The following is a 25,412-nucleotide window of genomic DNA, read 5'->3' as shown; positions in this document are numbered from 1 at the left end:
GCACCCATTGATACGGCCTTTTTTAATTGGATTTAGAGCAGCTTTTTTATCAGGCTGCGGGTTGAGCTGTCCCAGTCATCTTGGGGTACTTTGCCCTCGGCAGCCCCATGGATTTTCGCACTCAGCTGCTTGCCAAGCTCGACGCCCCACTGATCGAAGGGGTTGATGCCCAAAAGACAGCCGCCGACGAAGACCTTGTGCTCGTACAGCGCCAATAGGGAGCCCAGGTGGAAGGGGTCCAACCTTTCCAGAATCAGGGTGTTACTGGAGCGGTTGCCGGGAATGACCTTGTGTGGGGCCAGAGCGTGGGCCTCGCGATGGGTGTGGCCGGCCTCTTCTAGCTCCTGGCGGGCCTCGTGCAAACTCTTGCCCTGTAGCAAAGCCTGGCTCTGGCTAATACAGCAGGCTTGCAGCCAGCGGTGTTGTTCGAGTAATTCGGAGGTCGGCTCCTTGACGGCGATAAAGTCTGCCGGAATCAGGTCTGTTCCCTGGTGTAACAATTGGAGGAAGGAGTGCTGGCCGTTGGTGCCCTCGCTGCCCCAGATAGCACTGCCGCTGGGGTAGCCCAGAGCCTGTCCGTCTTTGTCAACGCCCTTGCCCAGGCTCTCCATATCCAGCTGCTGTAACCAGGCCGGGAATCGGCTCAGGCGTTGAGCGTAGGGCAATATCGCCTGGCTGCTGGTGTTCCAACACTGGCGATACCAGAACTGGGTGAGGGCCATCAATACGGGAAGATTGGCGCTGAATGGTGCCTGAGAAAAATGTTGGTCCATGGCATTGGCGCCTTGCAGCAGCTGTGCAAAAGCATCGTAGCCACAGGCGAGTGCAATCGGTAAGCCGATCGCAGACCAAAGTGAATAGCGGCCGCCGATCCAATCCCACATTGGGAAAATATTCTCAGGGGCAATACCAAAATCCTGGGCAGCGGTAATATTGCTGCTTACGGCGACAAAGTGTTTGGCCAGCTGCGACTCCTCACAGCCGGCAGACAACACCCAGCGGCGTGCGGATAGCGCATTTTCGCGGGTCTCTAAGGTGGAAAAGGACTTGGAGGCAATAACGAACAGGGTTTCTTCCGCATCGATGCCGGCGAGTGTATCACTGAGGTCTGCACCATCGATATTTGCGACAAAGTGCACATTAATAGAGTTTTTATGCCACGGTTTCAGTGCCTCCACCGCCATGCGCGGACCCAGGTCAGAGCCGCCGATCCCAATATTGACGATGTGGCGGATCGGTTTATCGGAGAAGCCGCGCCAGCTGTGGCTGTGCACTGATTCGGTGAACTGTTTCATTTGCTTGCGGCAATCTTTTACCGCGCGCTCCTGCTCAGTCTGTGGCTGCCCTTGGAACCGCAACGCTGTGTGCAGGGCGGGGCGGTGCTCGGTGTTGTTAACACGGGCCCCGCTCAGCAGAGCGCTTATCTGGCGGTTCAGGTCTTGCTCTTCAGCATACTCCAGCAGCAGCTCCAGAGTATCTTCACGCAGGTGATTTTTGCTGTAATCCAAGTAGATACCAGCTGCGCCTGTGCTGAATTTTTCTGCTCGCCGGGGATCTGTGGCAAACAGTTCACGCAGGGACCACTTGTGTTGGTCGAAATGGGACTTTAACCGTGATATGGCCGCTACACGGCTTAAAGCCAGGGTTTCACTAGTCATGGTTTTCGTATTGTTCTCTTCTGAGTATTTTTTAACGCTTGGCTAAGGCGTATACAAATCGAGCTTTCTTTACTTCTAAAAAAGGATCAATGCTAGCGGGGTTCTATTTATTGGACTAGCTCTGCGAGCATAACATTCTATTACCGATTACAGGAGAGGTTTACAGGGGGAAGGGGCTATAGAAGAACAAGTAGGTGCCACTTGTTGAGGCAATATTTTGTGGTGACCCATACTAAATAAAGTTTTGAATAAACGGGTATTTGTCAGCAGTAGTTTGCTCAAAAATTTATTTAGTATGGATCACCACGGGGTTGCCCAAAAAAGATTTTACTTAACCACTTTCATGCAGCGCACTCTGTCGGAAGGCATCCAGCAGTCGGCGTCTGCGGGACAAGCCATGGATAGAGGAATCTGTTCCGCACCGGGAGGGCAGTAGGCTGGAGGCGCCGGAGGGCTACAGCAACCTGCGAGCACCAGTGCACCGATAATTCCAATTAAGTACTTGGCTGGAGTGAAATTCATCCCCTAACTCCTTTCCGTTGATGTTAGCCATTAGCATAGCCAATAAAACGTCACCTGTTGGTCGGCTTTGTAAAATCTGTTCTACAAAGATACCGTCTATTTGAGTGTAATCGGCGTTAGGTTTAAGCGCCCGCCAGTTGCCAAGTTGGGAAAAAAGGTACGCCAATTTGTTGGGGGGATTTTTTTCCTGGCGACTGTTTAAGTAGCGCGGTATCTGGCTTGATTTGTGGGGTAAGGGCTCTTTTTACTTTACCCGCAGGTTAAAAGTGGATGTGGGTTTTCAATTTTTGATGGTTTTATTGAGGCGGTCAATATTAATGATAGCTGCGGGAATTAAGTGATCTGTGTGCGAGATAAATCGGCTGCACGGTTAAAAATTTCCCCGGAAAAAGTTATTCGCGGTGAAACCTGGGTGCCGTTGAATAATTTCACAGTCCCGCTGTGGCCTCAATAGCCCAGTTTGCGGGACTGTCAAAGGTTCCCCGATTTTTAGTGGTGATAAGGCAGCGGTAGGGTTACCGCTGCCGGGGGGTTAGTGAGTCGCTTTGGGGCCGTGTAAAAAATTGCCAAAGGCCACTGCGAGACTTTCTTTCCGTTCGGGGTCACGGAGAGCGCTCAGCAAAGCGATTCGCACCTGCGGAATGAACATTAAGTCAGAGAGCAGTAAGTTAAAAGTCTGCTGGTCAGCGCTATCGGCCAGTTTGCCAACCCACAGTGCGGCCAATTCCGGTTTTACCAAATCTTGATGACAGCGACTGCCAATTGCGGCCAACACTTCTTTATTCTGGCTGCTGTCACTTTCCGCCAAAAGTGACTGGATAAATGCTTGCCGCAACCCGGTGGCTGGAGAGTGAGAGAGGGCCCTGACCGCTGCGGCAACAACCGATATATCCGCTGTGTCTGTTGTCAGTTCTCGCTCGGCGCGCTCAATAATGGCTGAGGCAAGGCGGTGATCGAGCGGTTGGTTTTCCAGGCAGTGGCACAGACTAATAAATACCGGAGCGGCTATCTTGCCAACTTGGCGCAACAGCAGGGCGCTTTCTTTTTCCCAGCGGGCGGCCAAGTCGGCAATCCCCTGGAGGGCAAGATTATCCCAGCGGTGATTTTCCGGGTCGCCAAAGTAGCGCAACACCGACTCGTAATGTTCGCTGGCTTGGCGGCCCAGTAGAACAGCGGTTTGAGAGTGGAATGCCGCCTGCCGCTCCGTTGAGGGGGTAAATAGTAAGCCGCTTTGTTGCAGCAGCTGGTCCAGCTGTGCGGCAGATTCAGACGCGGGGCCCTGCTTGAGTTCCTGTGCCAGGGCGCGCAACAACCCATCGCGGGCTTGCAGTTGCAGTTTGCCCTGCTCGTCCAGGGGGAAGCGCAGGAACCACACGATGGGCTCACCGCCCTCGTTGGGTTGGAGTAGCAGGCCAGTCCAGGCCTGGCGCAAGTAGGGGTGTGGCCAGGAAGCCTGGCCCGCTTCGAATGCCGCCGCAGTGGATTTTGAAACCGACTGCAAGCGCCGGCCCAGATCGAACCAGCGCAATTTAAAGTCAGCCTGCTCGATCAGGGCGCTTAGGGTACCGCTTTCACTCATAGGGGTTTTGTCTATTTCCTTAAGATGCCGTAGCCGCTACAGAAATGGGCTTCTGTTTAAAGTGCAACCAGCCATAGGCGATCGCCAACAGAGGGCAGATAATATTGAATAGGGCAAAAGGCAAATACTCCCAGGTAGCAATACCCAGCGTTGCCGCCATAAAGGCACCACAAGTATTCCAGGGAATCAGCACAGAGGTGATGGTACCGGAATCTTCGAGGGTGCGAGACAAGTTAAGCCCGTGTAGGCCCTTTTCCTTGAAGGCTTCGCGGAACATACGGCCCGGAATAATAATCGCCATGTACTGATCGCCTGCGGCCAGGTTCATTCCAAAGCAGGTGAATACGGTGGCAGTTACCAGGCCGCCCACTGTTTTAACCAGTGACAAAACCCCCTGGACGATGACCTGTAGGAATCCGGCCCGCTCCATAGCGCCGCCGAAGGCCATGGCGGAGGTGATCAGCCATACGGTGTTAAGCATGCTGCTCATGCCGCCTTTGGACAGCAATGCAGCCACGTTCTCGTTGGTGGAAGTGGACTTATAGCCGTCAAACAGGCTGTGCCAGGCTCCCTTCAGGGGGGCCAGTGCACCTTCACCGCCACCGAGGCGACGGGCGGCTTCCGGTTCGAAAATCAGTGCAATGGCACAGCCAACCAGGGAGCCAATGATCAATGTTGGGAAAGCGGGGACTTTGCGCCAAGCCATTGCCAGCAACAAGATCAAAGGCAGCAGGCTAACCAGGGAAATTTTGAACTCACTGCTAAGGGCGGTGAGCAGTGATTCGATATCAGTTGCGGAGGCAGAACTGGCTTCAGAGGTAAAACCCAGGAAAGCGAAAACCGCCAGGGCGATCGCGAAGGCAGGAATCGCCGTGGACATCATATGGCGAATATGCTGAAACAGATCGTTGGACGTTACCGCTGCGGCCACGTTGGTGGTGTCGGAGAGCGGTGACATCTTGTCACCGAAGTAGGCACCGGAAATTACCGCCCCGGCGGTGACTTCAAGGGACAACCCCAGAGCGCCGGCGATACCCATCAGGGCCACACCCAGAGTGCCCGCAGTGGTCCAGCTGGAGCCAATGCTCAGCCCCACTACCGCGCAGATAATACAGCTGGCGGCGTAGAACCACTGCGGTGACAGTATCTGTACACCGAAATAGATCATAGAAGGCACAGTGCCGGCCAGAATCCAGCTACCGATAAGTGCACCTACAGACAGTAGGATCAGGACAGCGCCAAATACCAGGCCAATGCCATGGAGCATCCCTCCTTCCATATCGTTCCAGCTGTGGCCGTTCTTCATGCCCATCAGGGCAACCACACAGGCACACAGCAGCAGTGCTATCTGGTTGGGGCCGTAAGACGAGTCGGCACCGTAGAAATAGACGGAGAGTGACAGTAGGGCGACGAGAATCCCGAGGGGGATCAGCGCGTCCGTTAAGCTGGGAGCGCGCGGCTCTGAGCTGGGGGTGGATTGAGACAAGGTGGACTCCTGCTTGACTGGGTGGCTAGCGCCGTATTCGTTATCGTTGTTTTGCCGTCGGCGGCGGTTAATCGCCTTATTCTCATGGCTTGGGGCAGCGAAGTCCACTTTGTATCATCGCACCGCCGGCCTATTTTAACCTTGACCCGGTCGTCGAAACTGAATTTATCACTGGGGTCAAGCATCTGGTCGGGTCCGGTGCTGGCAGTTGGGCGGCGCTTCCGGTATGTTCTGCGCCCAGTAATCTCGGCTGACCCAGCCGCAAAATAAATAAGTGCGGGCCGCCAAGGGCAGGTCCGACAGGTAGTATTTCATGAGAGCAAGTGAGTTAGACCCCTCTCAATTCGAGGATATGCGCCCCTATCGTGACGATGAAGTGCGCGAGGTTATCAAGCGATTAATTGCCGACCCGGAAATGTCCCACGCGGCAGCACACTTTCTGGTCCCCAAGTTGGCACAGCTGGAGGGCGTCGTCGCCTGGCTGGTGCGGCAATTTCTGCGCTTTGAGCTCCGCAATGTGCACAACGTGCGGGACTTCCAGGAGGTTGTCTCCAAATATATGGAGAAGGTGATTAAGCGCACCACCTCCCGCCTGACCATTTCCGGCCTGGATACCCTGCCCAGAGATCGCGCCTGCCTGTTTGTCAGCAATCACCGCGATATTGCCATGGACCCGGCACTGATGATCCAGGCCATGTTCTGCGAGGGGCACGAGACTTCCCGTATCGCAATCGGTGACAACCTGCTCAGCAAGCAGTTTGCCAGTGACCTGATGAAACTGAACAAGTGCTTCACGGTGGTTCGCAGCTCCGGCAGTCGCCGGGAGAAGCTCGAAGCAGCGACAAAGCTCTCCAATTACATCTATCACTCCATCGTCAATGACAACGAGCATGTGTGGATTGCGCAGCGCTCCGGGCGCGCCAAAGACGGCTTGGATCGCACTAATCCGGCGCTCTGCGCCATGTTCGCTATGACCAAGGACCGGGGTGCCGACTTTGCCGACTTTTGGCGCAAGTTGCATATAGTGCCGGTGTCTATCTCCTACGAATGGGACCCCTGCGATGCGCAGAAGGCCAAGGAGATTTACATTACCGAGCACAAGGATGAATACAAGAAGGGGAAAAACGAAGACCTGGCCTCGATCGGCAAGGGCATTATTGGCTACAAGGGGCGGGTACACACCGCCTATGGCACGCCGATCGAAGCTGATTTTCACGATGTGAACAGTTTGGCTGAGGAGATAGATCGCCAGGTAATCGGCAACTACTCCCTGCACCCCTCGAACATGATTGCCTATGAGATGGTCTACGGGGACACCCCGCAGTTGCCGGTCGGCTTCCCGGCCAAGACCTGGGACCCGGCGGCACACGCGGAGGAGCGGGAGAAGTTTGAAGCGCGCATGGCTCGCGTCGACGAGCGCTGGCGCGACAAGGCGATCCAGGCTTACGCCAATCCGGTGGTATCCCGCCTCGCCTATGAGTGAGTATCGCTGAACCCAAGCGCTGGTGGGGAGGGGCCGCTTAGTGGATAATAGCGCCCCTGCGCCAGCCATTTAGCGAATAGATTTCACTCCCCGTGCTCAACGAAAAACACAAAAGCGCCATACAGGGCGCCTACAGCCAATTCCTGTCCGGCCGAGGCCTGAAAGCCCGCTATGGACAGAAACTGATGGTGGCCGCCATCGCCCGCTCCCTGGGCTCTGTCGCCCAAAATAGTAGTGGGGAGCGCGATATCGGCAAGACCGATGGCGAGCATATCTGTGTGGTTGAGGCGGGCACCGGCACTGGAAAAACCGTTGCCTATCTTCTCGCCACTATTCCCCTGGCCCAAGCCCAAGATAAAACTCTGGTGATCTCCACCGCTACGGTGGCCTTGCAGGAACAAATTATCCACAAGGATCTGCCGGAGGTTGCCCGGCACAGCGGGCTCAACTTCGATTTTTCCCTGGCGAAGGGGCGCGGTCGCTACCTGTGCCTGTCCAAACTGGATCAACTGCTGTCCAGTTTTTCCGCCACGGGCACTGGCCTCACCCTCGGCCTCTACGAAGATGAGTTGCCTCAGGTGGCGGCGGAGAGTGTCGCCCTCTACCAGAAAATGACAGATGACCTGACATCGGGCACCTGGGACGGTGATCGGGATAACTGGCCGGATACGATTGAGGCGGAGGATTGGAGTCGGGTGACCACCGACCACCGCCAGTGTAGTGGCCGCCGCTGTCCCCATGTCACCAATTGCAGCTTTTTCCGCGCGCGCGAGCGCCTGGGCAAAACCCAGGTGATCGTGGCGAACCACGACCTGCTGCTGGCGGATTTGGCCCTGGGAGGCGGTGCGATCCTGCCCCCTCCGGAAGAGACGATCTATGTCCTCGACGAGGCCCACCACCTGCCGGATAAGGCCCTCAATCACTTCTCCCACCACAGTCGTGTCGGCGCCTCTACCGGCTGGTTGGACCAGGCCAATAAAGCCCTGGGGCAAATGCTGGGCGAGATTGGCGATGGCGCCGAGCTCGATCGCTGCGGTGAGCAATTACCGGCGGTGCTCACCTCTGCCAAGCAGGGTTTGGAGCAGATGTGGCCGCTGATTGAGGGGCTGTGTGAGTTTGAGGATGAGCGGGGTAATACCATTCGCCACCGCTTTGAGGATGGGGTGGTTCCCGAGTCCATGTCGCAGCTGGCGGAAAAGTTGCGCGAAGACTTTGACGAGCTGGAAGGCCTGCTCGGCAAGATGTTGCAGACGGCCCAGCGCCTGATGGAGGACGGCCATTCGCCGGTGCCGCTGGCGGATCTGGAGCGCTGGTATCCCCAGTTGGGCAGTTGGTATGGGCGCGCCGAGGCCAACCTTTTGCTGTGGGCGAACTACGCCCGCGCCGATGCCGACGGCGCACTGCCCCAGGCCCGCTGGGTCACTCTGGTGGACTGGGGCGGCTCCACCGACTTCGAAGTGTGCAGTTCGCCGATACTGGCGGGCAAAACCCTGGAGTACAGCCTGTGGCAACGCTGCTATGGGGCGGTACTCACTTCCGCCACACTCACCGCTCTGGGAAAATTTGACCGCCTGAAAATGCGCGCGGGCACACCGGATAATGCCAGCTATCAGGTGGTACCCAGTCCTTTCGATTTCTCCCGCGCAACACTCCAGGTACCCCCGGAGGCGGTGGACGCGGGCAATGCCGAGCAGCATACGGACGCCATTATCGATGCGCTGCCCAATCTGCTCAAAGGCGAGGGCGGCGCCCTGGTACTGTTTTCCTCGCGGCGCCAGATGGAGACAGTTTACGAGGCCCTTCCCGGTACCTGGCGCAAACGGATACTGATGCAGGGACAGCAGTCCCGCCAGCACTTGCTGGACAGCCACCGGGAGATCATCGATGGTGGCGGCAGCAGTGTCCTGTTTGGCCTGGCAAGCTTTGCCGAGGGCCTGGACCTGCCGGGAGACTACTGCCGCCACGTCATTATTGCCAAGCTGCCCTTCGCGGTGCCCGATGATCCGATTGAGGCGGCGCTGGCGGAGTGGATTGAAGCCAAAGGCGGCAATCCGTTTATGCAAATTACAGTGCCAGATGCGGCCGTGAAGCTAGTGCAGGCCTGTGGGCGTCTACTGCGGGCTGAAGGGGATAGCGGCACCGTTACCCTGTTGGACCGCCGGGTGATCACGCGTCGCTATGGTCAGGCAATACTCAACTCGCTGCCCCCTTTTAATCGAAAAATTTAGAGATTCTTTGCTCGTATTTGTGCTGTTGCGCAGATCGAGCGAGGGGCTATTGCGTATTATCGGGGCTATAAACGTGAAGGTTTTATAACTTATGCAACCTATTTACTCTGAAATTGCTGATCAGCTCCTGTTTCTCGAGTCCGAACTGCGCAACCTGCAGGTGTGGCAGGATAACGCACCGCCGGCAGAGGCCCTGGCCAGCACCGAGCCGTTTTGTGTGGATACCCTGACTTTGCCCCAGTGGCTTCAATTTATCTTTCTGCCCCGTATGCAGATCTTGATCGAGAGTGAAATGCCCCTGCCGGGTCAGTGTGGTATCGCGCCGGTTGCCGAGGAGTTCTTCAAGGGGCGGGAGGATGCGGCAGCACTGCTGGCGATTCTTGAAACTATCGACCAGCGTTTGCAGCGGGGATAGCCTGCTCCCGGGCCCAGGGAGCCCGCATTCTTTTTCACTCTGGGCGGCCTGTCACATTGTTGGTGTCGAATCTGGCGACTCGGCGGACATCGCTGTGCAGTGGCTGCGCTCATGGGCTAATATCGACCTTTTGCCTGAGGTGGGGACCAGTTTCTCCGTCGAATAAGCGAACGCCGCGCGTTTGTCGCGGTCCGAATGGCATGGCGAATGGGGCTTGAGGTAATTGGTCGGTATGCAGAGATTTTCCCTTCTGTGGTTCATGTTGACACTGTCGGTGCTCGCCGGTTGCGAGTCACTGATGTATCCGGGACGCGACCGGGTCGCCCAACCGGCGGAAGTTGCACCCGTAGCAGAGCCGGCGCGAGCCGCTGTGCAGTGCCCGGAGCCGGTGGAAGTGATTTGTGCGGAACCGGAAGTGAAGGTTGTCGAGCGGGTTATCGAACGAAGGGTTGAAAAAATAGTCGAAGTGCCCGTTGCCAGAGATAAGCTGGTTTTGGGGGCCGTAGAAAAAGTGGCGATCGAGCCGCCTGGCCTGGTTCTGGAATCTGTGGTCGATACCGGTTCGCCAACCTCTACACTGCAAGTCGGGAAGCTGACGCCTTTTGAACGGGATGGCAAAGATTGGATTCGCTTCCAGATAGCGCAGCCGGGTGCGGAGGCGCCGGTCTCGGTAGAGCTGCCGATCAGCCGCCATGTACGCATTGAGCGTCTCGGTTTTGAGTCCCAGCGCAGACCGGTGGTGGAGCTCAATCTGACCGTCGGGCAGGCAACCCATATGGTCGAGGTTAACCTGGCAGAGGCGGGGGATTTTGATTTGCCGATGCTGCTGGGGCGCAACTTCCTCAAAGACGCCGCTGTTGTCGATGTGAGCCGGCGCAATGTTCAGGGCCTGCCCAAGATAGATGGGGTCAAATAGGCCAGTTATCCAATTGGGTTCTGATCGGAACCTCAGATTTATGGGGAATGGCGAATGTCGCCGCGTGTCCAAGTTTATGTAATTGCGGCATTACTCGCACTGCTGGGAGCAGGCCTGACCGTTTATAAAAATCTCGAGTTGGGCTTTCCGCTACTGCCGGGGGAATATCGCACGGTGTGGACCATTGAGGCCAAAGTGGGCTTCAATGCCGATGGCGGCCCGGTAAAGGCCGCGCTGACTCTCCCGCGCGAACAGCGCAATATGGAAATACTGGGGGAGACCTTCAGCTCCTCCGGATTTGGTTTCTATATCGCCCGTGAGGACGATACATACCGGGCAATTTGGTCGCGGCGCGCGGCTCAGGGCCCCCAATCTCTCTTTTATCAACTGGACGTTTACCAGAGACGCGGTGCTGCGCTGGCGCAGCCCTTGGACCTGAGCACCGAGATACAGAAGCCGTTTCTCGGTGCGCGGGAGCAGGAGGCGGTGCGCCTGGCGATTTACTCCCTGGTGGAGCAGGCCCGCGAGCGCTCGTCCGATGTCGAATCCCTGACGACCCAGCTGCTGTTCGAATTGAATGATGAGGAAAACCAGGATCGCAACCTGGTTTTCCGCTATTACGCCGATCGCTCTTTCGTCGATGTCGCTTTGCTTGTGTTGGCGACGGCGGATATTCCCGCGCACCGTATTCGCGGGCTCTATCTGGAGGACGATCGCCGCCGCCTGTCACCGGAGGACCTGCTCGAGGTGTACGACGGCAAACACTGGATCGTTTTCGAGCCCAATAGTGGTCAGCCCGGCGTGCCGGAAAACTTCTTTATCTGGCAGCGCGGCGGCAAGAGCTTGCTGGACCTTGAGGGCGGACGCAATTCCCAGGTGACTTTTTCGGTGATTGCCAATGATGTCCCCGCCCGCGACGTCTCCATACGCAGCCCTAAAGACGAGAAAGATGCGCTGGTGGATTTCTCGATTTACAGTTTGCCGATCGAACAGCAAAGTATTTTTAAGCTGATTTTGCTGGTGCCGGTGGGAGCCCTGGTGGTGGTATTGTTGCGGGTTTTTGTGGGCCTGCGCACTTCCGGTACCTTTATGCCGGTACTGTTGGCGATCGCCTTTATCGAGACCCAGCTGATTACCGGCCTGGCTATTTTTACTCTGATTTTAACGTTGGGCCTCTGGGTGAGGTTTTATCTCAGCCGGCTCAATTTGCTCTTGGTGTCGAGGATTGCCGCCGTTGTGGTGACGGTGGTGCTACTGATGGGGGCAATCAGTGTGGTCAGCTATAAGCTGGGTATTGAGCAGGCGCTCACGGTAACCTTCTTCCCGATGATTATCCTCGCCTGGACGATCGAGCGCATGTCGATCGTGTGGGAGGAGGATGGCCCCTATGAGGTGATTGTCCAGTCCGGGGGCAGTTTACTGGTGGCGATACTGGCTTGGTGGGTGATGACCAACCACTATATCGAGCACTGGACGTTTAATTTCCCCGAGTTACTGTTGGTGTTACTGGCCTTTATTTTGGTGGTGGGTAACTACACCGGCTATCGGCTCAGTGAGCTGATGCGCTTCCGCCCCCTGGTTCGCTAGGGGACACCATGCTGCAATTTTCGCTTAAACATATTTTTAATAAAGTGCGCGGCGGCATTGTTTCGCCGCTAACCCTGCGCCGTATGGGGGTGCTGGGAATGAATGCGCGCAATATCGACTATATTGCGCGCTACAACGACCGCAAAAAATTCCCCATCGTCGATGACAAGCTCAACACCAAGCGCGCGGCCAAAAAAGCGGCTATTCCCGTGCCCGAATTGATCGAGGCCTTTGAGAGCCCGGCGAGCCGCAGGCGCGTTATGGAAGTGATTGAGCCCCTGTGGCAGTTCGTGATCAAGCCGGCGCGGGGTTCCGGTGGCAAGGGTATCCTGGTGATTGCCGGCCGCAACGGGGATAAGTATAAAAAAATATCCGGGGCTGAAATTGATGCACTGGATATTTTGCGCCACGTGAGCAATATCCACAGCGGCCTCTACAGTCTCGGCGGCAAACCGGACCGGGTTATGGTTGAGGCGCTGGTAGACTTTGATCCGGTCTTCGATCGCTACTCCGTTGAAGGGGTGCCGGATGTGCGGGTTATCGTATTTCGCGGTTATCCGGTAATGGCGATGTTACGCTGTTCCACGCACGCCTCAGACGGCAAGGCCAACTTGCACCAGGGCGCTGTGGGGGTGGGTATTGATCTGGCCACGGGCAAGAGCTGTCACGCGGTAATGCGCGGTCTCAGAGTCGATCGGCATCCGGATACCGAGGTGCCCTTTGATGCGTTAAAGGTTCCCGGGTGGTATGAACTGGTGCGCCTGGCGGCCAGTTGCTACGAGATGACCGGACTGGGTTATCTGGGCTGCGATATTGTCCTGGATCGCGAGCGCGGCCCCCTTTTGCTGGAGGCCAACGCGCGCCCGGGGCTGGCAATTCAGATTGCTAATGGCGTCGGGTTGCGCAAGCGGCTGGGGTTTATCGAGCGCTTCGACGAAGAGATGTTTCAGAAAAATGTCGATGAGCGCGTGGCCTTTTCCATGCGCAAATTTGCCGCAAGTTAATGGGCCCTAGGGTTTAGCCAAAATAGTTGGCGCGGGCACCTCTTTTTAAGTCAGCCCTGGTCCCAGTTTCCTCTCAGTACAGCAGTATCCAGTGTGGATGCATCGTTTTGGTGCATCTGATCGATATTGCGGTTCGCTATGGTTCGTACTTTTATCAAAATCCTTAGATATAAAGGGAAAGGCAATAGAAAATGCCACTGCAAAAGTTGGCATAGCGGTTGCATTAGTATATGTGTGGGGCAAAGGCCCTGCATTTCGGGGGGGTGCTTGGGGTTATGGCAAATCATTAACACTGAGTGACTTCCCGTTTTCTCTCATCATCGCTGATTACGGCCCCGCCTTGCGGGGTCTTTTTTTGCCCGCACTTTGCGCAACGCTCATAATGCTTTAGTTTAGGGTCTCCTGTGGTACTCCTGGGTTTGGGAGCTGTGGGGGCGAGGCTCTCTTTCATGACAAGGATGCATGAGCCAGGTAAATAATACGCAAAGTCCAAAGATGAGCCCTGTGTGTCTGAGTTACTAATTCCCGATCTATCCAGTGCAGTTTTCCAGCTGGCCACCAAAGACGAGCTCCCTTCTCTAGAGGCGCCGGGCCTGGCTCGCCACGCGGATTATTTGCAGGGATTGCTGTCGGGGGCAGATTGCGGTTTGTGGGAGTGGCACCCGGATAGCGGTGTTCAGCGAGCCCAGGGGGAAGTCTGGTTTTTGTTTGCGGAAACGGCTGAACAGGCTTTAAGCGCCCTGTGGACTGGCGATGAGCTGCGCTCGGTACACTCCGATGAGCGCGATCGAATTGTCACTGTGCGGCACCGCCTCGAAAAAAAAGGCGGGCATTTCGAAACCATTTTCCGAGCTTACGATAGTGTCGGCCAGTTGCGCTGGTTGCGACTGTGGGGGCGTGTATTCCCCGCAGATAACGGCGGCGTTGTCGCGCTAGGCGGCTGTACTGACTTCAGTGAAATTGTGGCCCAGCGCTACTTATCCCACCTGCCTGGTGAGCGCCCTCTGCAAACACTGTCCGGGGTCGGGGATGGTTTGTGGGAATGGGATTTGCGCGCGGATGAGATGGTATTGGACGATGCCTGCTGGGGCATTCTCGGTTACGAAGTGAGCCCGATCCGCAGTATTGGCATCTCGGCGGCGGAGCAGTGGAAGGCCCGTATTTTAGTGGAGGACTTTCCCCGGGTTGAGCAGGCCATGCGCGACCACGTGCGCGAGGGGATGCCCCTGGATGTGGAGTTTCGCATCTGGCGTTCGGACAGCAGTGTGGTCTGGGTTCGCTGTCGCGGTAAAGCCCAATTGGATAGTCGCGGTCAGCCCGTACGAGTGCTGGGGGTCTTGCAGGATGTGAGTCGCAGCCGCGAGAGGCTTGCGCAAATGGAGCGGGAGCTGGAGCTACAGCGAGAGGAGAATGCACATCGGGCCGATTTGCTGTTCAGTTTGAGCCACGAATTGCGCACACCGCTCAATGCAATTCTGGGGTACAGCCAAATCGTCGAGCTGGACCAGAGTCTCGATACGGGTCAGCGTCAGCGCCTGGCAGAGATTCGACGCGCCGGGCAGCACTTGCTGCACCTGGTTGGCGATGTGCTGGAGTTGGCCCGTATCGACAGCCGGCGTTTGGGCCCGTCGATGGAGCTAATTCGGCCAGCCGAGCTGGTTGCCGAGTGTAAGCGCCTGTTGGAGCCCCTGGCGGAAACCCGCCGCATCAGTTTGGTTTTTGAGCCCCTCGGTTGGGAGTCCGCCTATATTTGTGCCGATCCGGTGCGCTATAAGCAGGTCGTATTGAACCTGGCGGGCAATGCGGTGAAATACAACCGCGAAAATGGCCGCGTCATCATGAATTTTACCCCCCAGGCCGATGGTTGGTTGAGACTGAATATTTTGGATACCGGCAAGGGGATTGCGCCGGAGAAGCGCAAGGAGGTCTTTGAGCCTTTTAATCGCCTGGGGGAGGAGAAGGGCTATATCGAGGGCACCGGTGTTGGCCTCGCCATTGCCAAGCGCCTGGCGGAAGCGATGGGTGGGCGGATCGATTTTGACAGTCAGGAGGGGCAGGGCTCGGTATTTTGGGTGGAGTTCCCCATGATTGATACGGCGGAGTCCTACCTGTCTTTTGCGGGTGCCGCAGACACGCCGTCAAAGTTACCGGACTGCCATTTGTTGTTAGTGGATAGCCGCCCGGAAGAGGTGGCTCGGGTGGAGAAGCTGTTGCAGGGATCGCCGCAGGTGCAGCTTTCTGTGGCTGCGGATGTTGTCGAAGCCATATTTATGGTGCGCACCCAGATGCCGGATATGGTGCTGTTTCACACTGCGCTGCCGGGGATGTCGGTGGGAGACTTGGTGAAGATCCTCCAGCAGGATCGAGTGGCAGGGGAAATCCATTTAGTGGTTATTGGCGAGGAGGGGGCTGCGGGGGTGAAAACCGCCTTGCCGGATAGGTTTGACCTGCCTCAACTTGCGCGGGTTTTGGTGGAGTGCCTGACGGGGCGTTGAGCGGGGCTTGCCAAGAGCACCCCGGAGTGAATTGCCGGGGTGCCGCTCAGGTCTTAGCGAATGTGACCCATATGTTTGCCCACGATTTGCACCAGGGGCTTAAATACTTTGGGGGTGGCGCAGACCAGGTGGCCGGAGTCTAGGTAGTCTTCACCGCCGCGGAAGTCGCTGATCAGGCCGCCGGCTTCTTTAACCAGCAGTGAGCCCGCAGCGATATCCCAGGTGTTCAGGTACATTTCCCAGAAGCCGTCGAAGCGACCGGCAGCCACGTAGGCCAGATCCAGTGCCGCAGCGCCGGGGCGGCGGATTCCCGCAGTTTGTCCGGCGATATCTTTCAAGGCGGCCAGGTAGGCATCGATGTTATCCAGCGGCAGGCCGTTGAAAGGAATGCCGGTACCGATCAGAGCGCCGCGCATACCCTGGCGGGGGGAAACGCGGATGCGGCGGCCGTTCAGAGCGGCTCCGCGGCCGCGGCTCGCGGTAAATTCTTCGCGTTTAATCGGGTCCAGCACAACTGCGTGCTCGATGCGGCCGCGATAGCGACAGGCGATAGACACGGCGAACTGGGGCACACCGTGGATAAAGTTGGTGGTGCCGTCGAGGGGGTCGATAATCCACTCGTAATCGGGCTCGGCGCCCTCTTGCAGGCCGCTCTCTTCAGCGCGGATGCTGTGCTTGGGGTAGGCCTTGCGCAGGTGATAGATAATCTCCTGTTCGCTGGCCTTATCCACTTCGGTAACGAAATCGTTGCGCGCCTTTTCTTCAAATTTCATCAGGTCGCCGCGCTCCCAGGCCCGTTCGATCAATTCTCCGGCCTTGCGCGCCGCGCGCAGGGCAATATTTAGCATGGGTTCCATAACTATTCCGCACTAAGTGGTTAAAGGGGTTAAAAAGCAGACCGCAGGTTAACTGCGACGGACGCGATTGTAGGGATTCCGATTGGTTTTTGCTACACTCGCGCGCCCCCATGACACCGAATTATAACTTTCAGTATGGCCAAGTCCCCTTTAGACACGACTCCCCTCGCCGCGCTCGACAATGTGCGCGTGGTTTTGGTTAACAGCGCACACCCCGGAAACATTGGTGGTGCGGCGCGCGCGCTCAAGAATATGGGCCTGAGTCAGCTGTATCTGGTCGCGCCCCGAGAGTTTCCCGCAGCCAACGCCGTTTGGCGTGCAGCGGGGGCGGCGGAGCTGCTCGACAGCGCCGTTGTGGTGGATACCCTGGAAGAGGCGGTGGCCGACTGCGGTCTTGTCGTGGCCACCAGCGCCCGCGAGCGCCGTATCCCCTGGCCCCTGCTGACCCCGCGCCAGTGCGGTGAGCGCGCAGTGGCCGAAGCGGTATCGCACCCGGTCGCGCTGGTATTTGGCCGCGAGGACCGAGGTCTTACCAATGAGGAGTTGCAGGCCTGCAACTACCACGTACATATCCCGGCCAACCCGGAGTACAGCTCCCTGAACCTGGCTACGGCGGTGCAGGTGCTCGCCTACGAAGTGCGTATGGCGGCGCTGGAAGCGGAAAAAGGCGAACCGGTGAATTACACCGACTGGGACCGACCACCGGCCAAGGCCGGCGATATGGAGCTGTACTTTGACCACTTGCAGCAGGCGCTGGGCGAGCTGGGCTTTATCGATCCGGATAATCCCCGCCAGACTATGACCCGCTTGCGTCGCCTGTACAGTCGCGTGCGCCCCGACGATATGGAGCTGGGTATCCTGCGCGGTATGTTGACCTCGATCCAGAACTACATTCACCGCTCTGGTGGTAAAGGGCGTCCCGACTAGCTGAGTACCCGACTACCCCGCTAGGTTATATACTTGACTACAGTAGTGGGTTATTCCATACTCGCGCCCCGATCGGAAAGGGCTGTACATCAGTTGGGAGCTGATATGCGTTTGACAACCAAAGGTCGCTATGCGGTGACTGCCATGCTGGACTTGGCGTTACATGCTGATCGTGGACCGATCAGCCTGGCGGACATATCCAAGCGCCAGGGTATATCGCTGTCCTATCTGGAACAGTTGTTCTCCCGGCTGCGTCATTCTGGGCTGGTGTCCAGTGTGCGCGGCCCCGGCGGCGGTTACCGCCTGGCGCGGGACGGTGAAGAAATTTATGTGGCGCAGATCATTGATGCGGTCAATGAATCTGTAGACGCCACCAGCTGCGGCGGCAATGCGGATTGCGCCAACGGCGAACAGTGTCTGACCCACTACCTCTGGTCAGATTTGAGCGATCAGATTCATAGCTTCCTCAGCAGTATCAGCCTGGCCAACCTGGTTTCCCGGGCTGAGGTGCAGGAAGTTGCGCGCCGACAAGATATGCGCGAGGCGCCGGAAGAGAGGGTCGCCGTACTCGGCGGCCTGTGATTGGGGCCCGGGAAAGCGGGCCAGCAGACAGATATTAGAGATTTATTAAGCGGAAACGGTATGACTATGAAGCTTCCCATCTATCTGGACTATTCGGCTACCTGTCCGGTTGACCCCCGCGTCGCTAAAAAAATGGCAGAGCAGCTGACGATGGAAGGCAATTTCGGTAACCCGGCTTCCCGCTCCCACCTGTTTGGCTGGAAAGCGGAAGAAGCGGTGGAAAATGCCCGTCGCCAAGTGGCGGAATTGATCAACGCCGATCCGCGCGAAATTGTCTGGACCAGCGGTGCCACCGAGTCCGACAACCTGGGAATCAAGGGCGCGGCCCATTTCTATCAGGGTCGCGGCAAGCACATCATTACCTCCAAAATTGAGCACAAAGCGGTTTTAGATACCTGCCGCCAGCTGGAGCGCGAGGGCTTTGAGGTGACCTACCTGAACCCCCGCGAAGACGGCATCGTCTACCCGGAGCAGGTTGAGGAAGCCATGCGCGAGGACACCATCCTGGTGAGCCTGATGCATGTGAACAACGAAATCGGGGTGATCAACGATATCGCTGCGATCGGCGAGCTGTGTCGCTCGCGCAAAGTAATTTTCCACGTAGACGCGGCTCAGAGCGCCGGCAAGTTGCCGATCGATCTTCAGGAGATGAAAGTCGACCTGATGTCCTTCTCCGGCCACAAGATTTACGGCCCCAAAGGTATCGGTGCCCTCTATGTGCGCCGCAAGCCCCGCGTGCGCCTGGAAGCCCAGATGCACGGTGGCGGCCACGAGCGCGGCATGCGCTCCGGCACCCTGCCGACTCACCAGATCGTCGGTATGGGCGAAGCCTTCGGTATCGCCAAAGAGGAAATGGCTCAGGAAGCCGAGCGCCTGCGCTCACTGCGCGACCGTTTCTGGGACCAGATCAAAGATATGGAAGAAGTCCATATCAACGGTTCCGCCGAGAAGCGAATTCCGGGCAACCTGAACGTGAGCTTTGCCTTTGTTGAAGGCGAGAGCCTGATCATGTCCCTGCGCGATCTGGCGATTTCCTCCGGTTCCGCCTGTACCTCTGCGAGCCTGGAGCCCAGCTACGTGCTGCGCGCCCTGGGGGTTAACGACGAGCTGGCACACAGCTCACTGCGCTTTAGCTTCGGTCGCTTTACCAGCGAGAGCGATGTAGATACCGCCGCAGCAGAAGTGCGCAAAGCCGTGGAAAAACTGCGTGAACTGTCACCGCTTTGGGATATGTACAAAGACGGCGTAGACCTGAACAAGATTGAATGGGCCGCTCACTAAGCGCGCGCAAGAGTTAGGAGAAAAGTCATGGCCTATAGCGATAAAGTAATTGACCACTACGAACACCCCCGCAATGTCGGACGTATGGACGACAAGGCGGACAATGTTGGCACCGGCATGGTGGGTGCACCCGCCTGTGGTGACGTGATGCGCCTGCAGATTCAGGTCAGTAACGAAGGTGTTATCGAAGACGCCAAGTTCAAAACCTACGGCTGTGGCTCTGCCATTGCCTCCAGCTCCCTCCTGACCGAGTGGGTAAAAGGCAAGACCATCGACGAGGCGGAGCAAATCAAGAACACCGCTATTGCAGAGGAGCTGGCGCTGCCGCCGGTAAAAATCCACTGCTCGGTGCTCGCCGAAGATGCGATTAAAGCCGCAGTGCGCGATATCCGCGAAAAGCGCGGTGAGTCCGCTGACGCTGTAGAGGCCAAGGAATCTACGGCGGGTTAAACTTCCCGCCCAAACATAGCGAAGGTGTTGTTTTGGCTATTAGCATGAGCGAGGCCGCTGAGGCCCACATTCAAGGTCAATTGGCCAAGCGAGGCAAGGGAATCGGCATTCGTGTCGGTGTCAAAACCGCCGGCTGTTCCGGTCTCGCCTACGTGCTGGAGTTTGTCGATTCGTTCGAAGCCGAAGATACGGTATTTGAGCAAAACGGCGTTAAGTTAGTGGTGGACCCCAAGAGTCTGGTTTACCTCGACGGCACCCAGCTGGACTTTGTCAAGGAAGGTCTAAACGAGGGCTTTACCTTCTCAAATCCCAACGTAAAAAATGAGTGTGGCTGCGGCGAGAGCTTTCACGTCTGATTGGCTCTCGCCCCACAAGGCCGGGTGCGCTGCGCATACCGGCCTTTTTATTGGCTCCTCGGGCAGTACCCCTCGCTGTAAGGGCCCAGCGGCGCTCAGCGGCAACGCCCCCGTCGCAGCTGTGTCCCAGTAGGTAAATTCAGATGGCAACCAACCTAAACCACTTCGAAGTTTTTGGTCTGCAACCCGCATTTGCAGTCGATCGCAGTGCCCTGGCAACCCGCTACCGGGAGTTGCAGCGGGAATTCCACCCGGATAAATACGCGTCCCACTCCGAGGGCGAGCAATTACTGGCTATCAAAATGGCCGCGCAGATCAATGAAGCGCACACGGTTTTGCGCGACCCGGTACAGCGCGCCGCCTATTTGCTCAAGCTGGCGGGGGTAGATGTGCCATCCGAGCAGACCAGCAAAGATACCGAATTCCTGATGCAGCAGATGCTGTTGCGCGAGCGCCTGGAAGAAGTGCGGGAGCAGCCCGACCCAGAGGCTGCGCTGGATGAACTCAATGCCGAGACACGGGCGCTGATTGCCAGTGCAGAGCAGCGCTTTACCGAGGCCTACGGCGAGGGTGATCTGGGTGCGGCAGAGGACGCCCTGCGCAAGCTCCAGTTTCTGGCCAAGCTCGACAAGCAAATTGACGAGCTGGAAGAAGACCTTTTCAACGACTAGCTGCTATCGCGCCCCGACTAAAGAAGAGATAACGAATGGCATTACTGCAGATTTCTGAACCGGGCCAGAGCCCAGCTCCCCACCAGCGCAAACATGCGGTGGGTATCGACTTGGGGACCACTAACTCCCTGGTGGCAACTGTGCGCAGTGGATCGGCAGAGGCCATTGCCGATGAGCGCGGGGACGTGATCCTGCCCTCAGCGGTGCACTACGGGGTCGAGGCGATTACTGTGGGTGCCGAAGCCCGCGCCCGCGCCGCCGAAGATCCCTACAACACCATGATTTCTATCAAGCGCCTGATGGGGCGCGGTGTTGCGGATATTAAGAGTTTTGGCGAGCAGTTGCCCTATCGCCTGGCGGAAAGCAGTGGCGGTATGCCGTCGATTGAGACTGCAGCCGGAGCGGTAAACCCGGTACAGGTATCGGCGGAAATCCTGAAAAAGCTGGCCGCGCGCGGCCGCGAAGCGCTCTACGGCAAAGCGGGTGGTGAGCTGGATGGTGCCGTAATCACCGTGCCGGCCTACTTCGATGATGCCCAGCGCCAAGCCACCAAAGATGCCGCCCAGCTGGCGGGCCTGAAAGTCCTGCGCCTGCTCAACGAGCCCACTGCGGCGGCTGTTGCCTACGGCCTGGATAAAGGCGAAGAGGGTGTGATCGCGGTCTATGACCTCGGTGGCGGCACTTTCGATATCTCTATTCTGCGTCTGTCCCGGGGTGTGTTTGAAGTCATGTCTACCGGCGGTGATACCGCTCTCGGTGGCGACGATTTCGATCGCACTATCGCCGCCTGGATCGCCGAGCAGGTGGGATTGGGTACCGATCTCGACGCCGCGACCCAGCGAGTTCTGTTAGACCGCGCCTGTGCTGCGAAAGAAGCCCTGTCCAGTGTCGAGCAGGCCGAAGTGCAATACGGCGACTGGTCCGGTGTGCTCGATCGCGACACTATGGCTTCACTGCTGGACCCCCTGATCGATAAAACCCTGCGCGCCTGTAAGCGCGCCCTGCGCGATGCCGCTATCGGTGCCGATGAGGTGCAGGAAGTGGTGTTGGTGGGCGGCTCCACCCGCACCCTGCGAGTGCGCCAGCGGGTCGAAGACTATTTTGGCCGCGCCCCCCATGCGGAAATTGACCCCGATCAAGTAGTGGCAATCGGTGCGGCGATTCAGGCCGATGTGCTGGTGGGCAATAAGTCCAGCGAAGAGTTGTTGCTGTTGGATGTTATTCCCCTGTCCCTCGGGATTGAAACCATGGGTGGCCTCGCGGAAAAACTGATCGATCGCAACACCACCATTCCCGTGTCCAAAGCCCAGGAGTTCACTACGTTTAAAGATGGCCAGACTGCCATGGCGATCCATGTCGTGCAGGGTGAGCGGGAACTGGTAAGTGACTGCCGCTCACTGGCGCGCTTTGAATTGCGCGGCATACCGCCGATGGTGGCCGGTGCCGCCCATATTCGCGTGACCTTCCAGGTAGATGCCGATGGCCTGCTGTCGGTGACCGCGATGGAAAAGAGCAGTGGTGTCAGCGCCGATATTACGGTTAAACCCTCCTACGGCCTGGAGGACAAGGATATTGCACGTATGTTGCAGGAATCCTATACCCACGCTGCCGAGGATATCGCCCTGCGCGCTTTGCGCGAGGCCCAGGTAGAGGCGGAGAGAACCCTGGAAAGTATGCTGGTGGCCCTGCGTGAGAACGGCGCCCAGCTGCTGGATGAAGGTGAGTTGAATGAGCTTGAGCACGCGATGGAAGCTTTGCGCCTGGCCCATAACGGCGGTGATGCAGAGGAAGTTCGTCGACGTATCGAAGCCTTAAATAAGTTGTCTGAGCCCTTTGCTGCCAAGCGCATGGATGCCTCCATCAAGCGCGCTATGCAGGGGCACAGCTTGGACGAATTTGATAAATAACCATGACCAGGCGCAGACTCTGCGCTGCCGGCGGCCGGGGAGTCGTTACTTTCTCCCCGTCGGATTGAGACCACAGAGGTTCAGTACCCCATGCCGAAGATAGTATTTTTACCCCATCCGGAAATGTGCCCCGAGGGCAAAGTGGTGGAAGCAGAGAGCGGTGTTAGCGTGATCGATGCGGCCCTGGCCAACGATATCGAGATAGAGCACGCCTGTGAAAAGGCCTGTGCCTGCACCACCTGCCACGTCATTGTGCGCGAGGGTTTCGACTCCCTGGAAGAGCCGGACGAGCTTGAAGAGGATCTGCTGGATAAAGCCTGGGGCCTGGAGCCCGAGTCCCGCCTGTCCTGCCAGGCGATTGTCGAGGATGAAGACCTGGTGGTCGAGATCCCCAAGTACACCATTAATCAGGTGTCGGAAAAGCACTGATCTGCACGCTGAGGAAGCCGAATCATGAAGTGGACTGATATTCACGATATTGCCATAGAGTTGAGCGAAGCTCACGAGGATGTGGACCCGCTGACGGTCAACTTCGTCGATCTGCGCAACTGGGTGATGGCACTGCCCGGATTCGATGACGCCCCCGATCGCTGTGGCGAGAAAATCCTTGAAGCGATCCAGGCCGCCTGGATCGAAGAGCAGGAGTAGCGGGTCTCGGGGGCAGTATTGGCAAGAGAGTACAAAAGTCGATCAATACCTCGTATAATCCGCCGGCCGCGAAATGCGGTGATCAAAAATTGAGTACCCCCGGTGGGTATGAAAGGAATATCAGGGAAGAGCAACTGAGTAGGTTGCTCTTTCTTTATGTAGGGAGCCTCTGAACAACTCCGCAACAATCCCGCAACACCTCTGCGAGCCTTTAAGGCCCGCCCTGCGGGACTTAAAGAGTTGTTTAGAGGTTCCTAAGTTAAGTTACAAAAAATCAATTTGGAGATAACCATGGCCCTGGAGCGTACCCTTTCTATCATCAAACCGGACGCAGTAGCCAAGAATGTAATCGGTGAAATCGAGAGCCGTTTTGAGAAAGCTGGCCTGAGCATTGTTGCCATGAAGATGGTTCAACTGTCCCGCGAAAAAGCTGAAGGTTTCTACGCTGAGCACAAAGAGCGTCCTTTCTTCAAAGACCTGGTTGACTTCATGACTTCCGGTCCGGTTGTAGTACAGGTTCTGGAAGGCGAGAACGCTATCCTGGCAAACCGCGACCTGATGGGTGCTACCAACCCGAAAGAAGCGGCTGCTGGCACCATCCGTGCTGACTTCGCTGACAGCATCGACGCCAACGCTGTACACGGTTCCGACTCCGCAGAGTCCGCTGCCCGCGAAGTAAGCTACTTCTTCGCTGACGACGAAATCTGCGCGCGCGCTTAATTCGCGACTCAAATCGCACCGGTCTGTCCGGACCGGTGCAACTCTTCCCCCGAGGTGAAATGAATGACCACAGAAAAAACCAACCTGCTCGGCCTTTCGGTAGAAAAGCTGGCCGCCTTTTTTGAATCATTGGGCGAGAAGCGCTTTCGCGCTGTTCAGGTTTTAAAGTGGATTCACCAAAACGGGGTCGATGATTTCGCTGAGATGACCAATGTCAGCAAGGCCCTGCGCCAAAAACTGGCGGAAGTGGCCGAAGTCCGTGCCCCGGAAGTTTTGAATCAGTGGGATTCCGCCGACGGCACACGCAAATGGCTTATTAAAGTCTCCGGTGGCAACGCTATCGAGACGGTGTATATCCCCGATGGCGATCGCGGCACCCTGTGTGTCTCCTCCCAGGTGGGCTGTTCCCTGGATTGCAGTTTCTGTGCAACCGGCAAGCAGGGTTTTAACCGCGATTTAACTGCGGCAGAAATTATTGGACAGGTGTGGATTGCCTGTAAATCTTTCGGCCAATTGGACCCGAAAGGCCCGCGCAAGGTTACCAACGTGGTGATGATGGGCATGGGTGAGCCATTGCTCAATTTCGACAATGTGGTCGATTCCATGAACCTGATGATGGAAGACAACGCCTACGGTATTTCCAAGCGCCGTGTCACTTTATCGACTTCCGGTGTAGTACCGGCACTGGACCGCCTCGCCGATGTGACCGATGTCAGCCTGGCGATTTCCCTGCACGCGCCCAACGATGAATTGCGCAACGAGTTGGTGCCGATCAATAAAAAATACCCTATTGCGGTGCTGCTGGATTCTGCCAAGCGCTATATTGAGCGCATGCCGGATACGCACCGTAAAATGACTATTGAATACACGCTGATGCGCGAGGTTAATGATCGCCCGGAGCACGCCGAGCAACTGGCTGAGCTGCTGAAAGATATCCCGGTGAAAATTAACCTGATTCCCTTTAACCCGTTTGAGTTATCTGACTATCAACGAGTGAGCAATAATGCACTGCGCCGCTTCCAGCAAATTTTGCTCGATAAGGGTTATACCGTAACCGTGCGCACCACCCGTGGCGATGATATTGATGCGGCCTGTGGCCAATTGGCCGGCAGCGTTAACGACCGCACCCGCCGCTCCGAGCGCTACCGCAATGCAGAGCGCCCCGTTCGTATTGTTAACTAGTCGTCATTGAATAGTTGAAGGGGTTGTCAGATTTGCTGACAACCCTGCAAATTCGACTCCTGCCCCCTTTTTAGTGTCAACGAAATTACTTTATCTAACGTTCTAGCCATCGAGGGAAATTTACCCGGGAAGGGAGTGTTGGATATATGTGTACCGTCCAGTTAAAACCAGTTTGTGCTTTAAGCCTGCATTTTGCCTGCAAGATTTCACCTATAAGTGCAGTGGATATCCGCTTGTGCGACACTTTCAACAGATATTGTGACCCGAGAGCGCTAAAGTAGTCGCGCTTGCAATTCCCCGCTGTTAATCAAAGCGCCGTACTATCCAGTCATTTTTTATTTGATCTGGAGTTGTTGTAGCGGGCTGAGGTTCAGGGGTAATAATAGAAAAAACTGTGAGTGCGCCCGGGTTTATAAATGGGGTAATCATTACTTTATTATTTGCCCTGGGTTGGGGAT

23 protein-coding genes are annotated in these 25,412 nt (G+C 56.9%); 18 read left to right on the top strand and 5 right to left on the bottom strand.

Annotation, left to right across the window (positions count from 1 at the left end; translation table 11 throughout):
* Positions 1–32: 32 nt before the first annotated feature.
* From pgi to nhaC, 4 genes are all read right to left on the bottom strand, one after another.
* Positions 33–1,658 carry a glucose-6-phosphate isomerase gene (pgi, locus tag ACJJIF_RS10365; RefSeq protein WP_444932139.1) on the bottom strand — a complete coding sequence of 542 codons (1,626 nt, stop codon included), beginning with the start codon at positions 1,656–1,658 and terminating at the stop codon, positions 33–35.
* 327 nt (positions 1,659–1,985) lie between these two features.
* Positions 1,986–2,180: a hypothetical protein gene (locus ACJJIF_RS10360; RefSeq protein ID WP_444932138.1), complete on the bottom strand. Its 195-nt coding sequence runs from the start codon at positions 2,178–2,180 to the stop codon at positions 1,986–1,988.
* 532 nt (positions 2,181–2,712) lie between these two features.
* On the bottom strand, positions 2,713–3,759 hold the full coding sequence (locus ACJJIF_RS10355) for a DUF3549 family protein (RefSeq protein ID WP_444932137.1): 1,047 nt from the start codon (positions 3,757–3,759) through the stop codon (positions 2,713–2,715).
* Positions 3,760–3,778: 19 nt separating this feature from the next.
* On the bottom strand, positions 3,779–5,245 hold the full coding sequence (gene nhaC, locus ACJJIF_RS10350; protein ID WP_444932339.1) for a Na+/H+ antiporter NhaC: 1,467 nt from the start codon (positions 5,243–5,245) through the stop codon (positions 3,779–3,781).
* Positions 5,246–5,558: 313 nt separating this feature from the next.
* Between nhaC and ACJJIF_RS10345 the strand changes: the two genes are divergently transcribed.
* The 7 genes from ACJJIF_RS10345 to ACJJIF_RS10315 all read left to right on the top strand — a co-directional run bounded on the left by ACJJIF_RS10345 (position 5,559) and on the right by ACJJIF_RS10315 (position 15,373).
* The gene (locus ACJJIF_RS10345; RefSeq protein ID WP_444932136.1) at positions 5,559–6,728 is read left to right on the top strand and encodes a 1-acyl-sn-glycerol-3-phosphate acyltransferase; all 1,170 of its coding nucleotides are present in this window, start codon (positions 5,559–5,561) and stop codon (positions 6,726–6,728) included.
* Between the two features lie 92 nt (positions 6,729–6,820).
* On the top strand, positions 6,821–8,956 hold the full coding sequence (gene dinG / locus ACJJIF_RS10340; protein ID WP_444932135.1) for an ATP-dependent DNA helicase DinG: 2,136 nt from the start codon (positions 6,821–6,823) through the stop codon (positions 8,954–8,956).
* A gap of 91 nt (positions 8,957–9,047) precedes the next feature.
* On the top strand, positions 9,048–9,371 hold the full coding sequence (locus tag ACJJIF_RS10335; protein WP_444932134.1) for a YqcC family protein: 324 nt from the start codon (positions 9,048–9,050) through the stop codon (positions 9,369–9,371).
* A 232-nt stretch (positions 9,372–9,603) separates the two neighbouring features.
* On the top strand, positions 9,604–10,287 hold the full coding sequence (locus tag ACJJIF_RS10330) for an ATP-dependent zinc protease family protein (RefSeq protein ID WP_444932133.1): 684 nt from the start codon (positions 9,604–9,606) through the stop codon (positions 10,285–10,287).
* 54 nt (positions 10,288–10,341) lie between these two features.
* On the top strand, positions 10,342–11,874 hold the full coding sequence (locus ACJJIF_RS10325) for an inactive transglutaminase family protein (RefSeq protein ID WP_444932132.1): 1,533 nt from the start codon (positions 10,342–10,344) through the stop codon (positions 11,872–11,874).
* Between the two features lie 8 nt (positions 11,875–11,882).
* Positions 11,883–12,878: an alpha-L-glutamate ligase-like protein gene (locus ACJJIF_RS10320; protein WP_444932131.1), complete on the top strand. Its 996-nt coding sequence runs from the start codon at positions 11,883–11,885 to the stop codon at positions 12,876–12,878.
* A 506-nt stretch (positions 12,879–13,384) separates the two neighbouring features.
* On the top strand, positions 13,385–15,373 hold the full coding sequence (locus tag ACJJIF_RS10315) for an ATP-binding protein (protein WP_444932130.1): 1,989 nt from the start codon (positions 13,385–13,387) through the stop codon (positions 15,371–15,373).
* A 53-nt stretch (positions 15,374–15,426) separates the two neighbouring features.
* On the opposite strand, the gene ACJJIF_RS10310 is transcribed toward ACJJIF_RS10315, so the two are convergent.
* Entirely contained in the window at positions 15,427–16,230 is an 804-nt protein-coding gene (locus ACJJIF_RS10310; RefSeq protein WP_444932129.1) for an inositol monophosphatase family protein, read from the bottom strand.
* A 135-nt stretch (positions 16,231–16,365) separates the two neighbouring features.
* Between ACJJIF_RS10310 and trmJ the strand changes: the two genes are divergently transcribed.
* The 11 genes from trmJ (at position 16,366) to rlmN (ending at position 24,954) form a co-directional block, all read left to right on the top strand.
* Entirely contained in the window at positions 16,366–17,157 is a 792-nt protein-coding gene (trmJ, locus tag ACJJIF_RS10305) for a tRNA (cytosine(32)/uridine(32)-2'-O)-methyltransferase TrmJ (protein WP_444932128.1), read from the top strand.
* A 105-nt stretch (positions 17,158–17,262) separates the two neighbouring features.
* Complete coding sequence (iscR, locus tag ACJJIF_RS10300; RefSeq protein ID WP_444932127.1) at positions 17,263–17,739, top strand: Fe-S cluster assembly transcriptional regulator IscR; 477 nt, start codon at positions 17,263–17,265, stop codon at positions 17,737–17,739.
* A 66-nt stretch (positions 17,740–17,805) separates the two neighbouring features.
* Complete coding sequence (locus ACJJIF_RS10295) at positions 17,806–19,020, top strand: IscS subfamily cysteine desulfurase (RefSeq protein ID WP_444932338.1); 1,215 nt, start codon at positions 17,806–17,808, stop codon at positions 19,018–19,020.
* Positions 19,021–19,047: 27 nt separating this feature from the next.
* Entirely contained in the window at positions 19,048–19,470 is a 423-nt protein-coding gene (iscU, locus tag ACJJIF_RS10290) for a Fe-S cluster assembly scaffold IscU (protein ID WP_444932126.1), read from the top strand.
* A 32-nt stretch (positions 19,471–19,502) separates the two neighbouring features.
* Positions 19,503–19,826 carry an iron-sulfur cluster assembly protein IscA gene (iscA, locus tag ACJJIF_RS10285; protein ID WP_444932125.1) on the top strand — a complete coding sequence of 108 codons (324 nt, stop codon included), beginning with the start codon at positions 19,503–19,505 and terminating at the stop codon, positions 19,824–19,826.
* Positions 19,827–19,969: 143 nt separating this feature from the next.
* Positions 19,970–20,497 (top strand): co-chaperone HscB, encoded by a 528-nt coding sequence (hscB, locus tag ACJJIF_RS10280; protein WP_444932124.1) that lies wholly within the window; start codon positions 19,970–19,972, stop codon positions 20,495–20,497.
* 35 nt (positions 20,498–20,532) lie between these two features.
* Positions 20,533–22,404 (top strand): Fe-S protein assembly chaperone HscA, encoded by a 1,872-nt coding sequence (gene hscA / locus ACJJIF_RS10275; protein WP_444932123.1) that lies wholly within the window; start codon positions 20,533–20,535, stop codon positions 22,402–22,404.
* 90 nt (positions 22,405–22,494) lie between these two features.
* Positions 22,495–22,833: an ISC system 2Fe-2S type ferredoxin gene (gene fdx / locus ACJJIF_RS10270; protein WP_108731989.1), complete on the top strand. Its 339-nt coding sequence runs from the start codon at positions 22,495–22,497 to the stop codon at positions 22,831–22,833.
* 24 nt (positions 22,834–22,857) lie between these two features.
* On the top strand, positions 22,858–23,052 hold the full coding sequence (gene iscX, locus ACJJIF_RS10265; RefSeq protein ID WP_444932122.1) for a Fe-S cluster assembly protein IscX: 195 nt from the start codon (positions 22,858–22,860) through the stop codon (positions 23,050–23,052).
* 291 nt (positions 23,053–23,343) lie between these two features.
* Positions 23,344–23,772, top strand: a complete 429-nt coding sequence (ndk, locus tag ACJJIF_RS10260) for a nucleoside-diphosphate kinase (protein WP_108731991.1) — start codon at positions 23,344–23,346, stop codon at positions 23,770–23,772.
* Positions 23,773–23,835: 63 nt separating this feature from the next.
* Entirely contained in the window at positions 23,836–24,954 is a 1,119-nt protein-coding gene (rlmN, locus tag ACJJIF_RS10255; RefSeq protein WP_444932121.1) for a dual-specificity RNA methyltransferase RlmN, read from the top strand.
* Positions 24,955–25,412: the final 458 nt, after the last annotated feature.

The sequence above is a fragment of the Microbulbifer regidiadema (SeqCode) genome (assembly GCF_052467605.1).
This window is presented reverse-complemented; position numbering and strand designations above follow the sequence as displayed.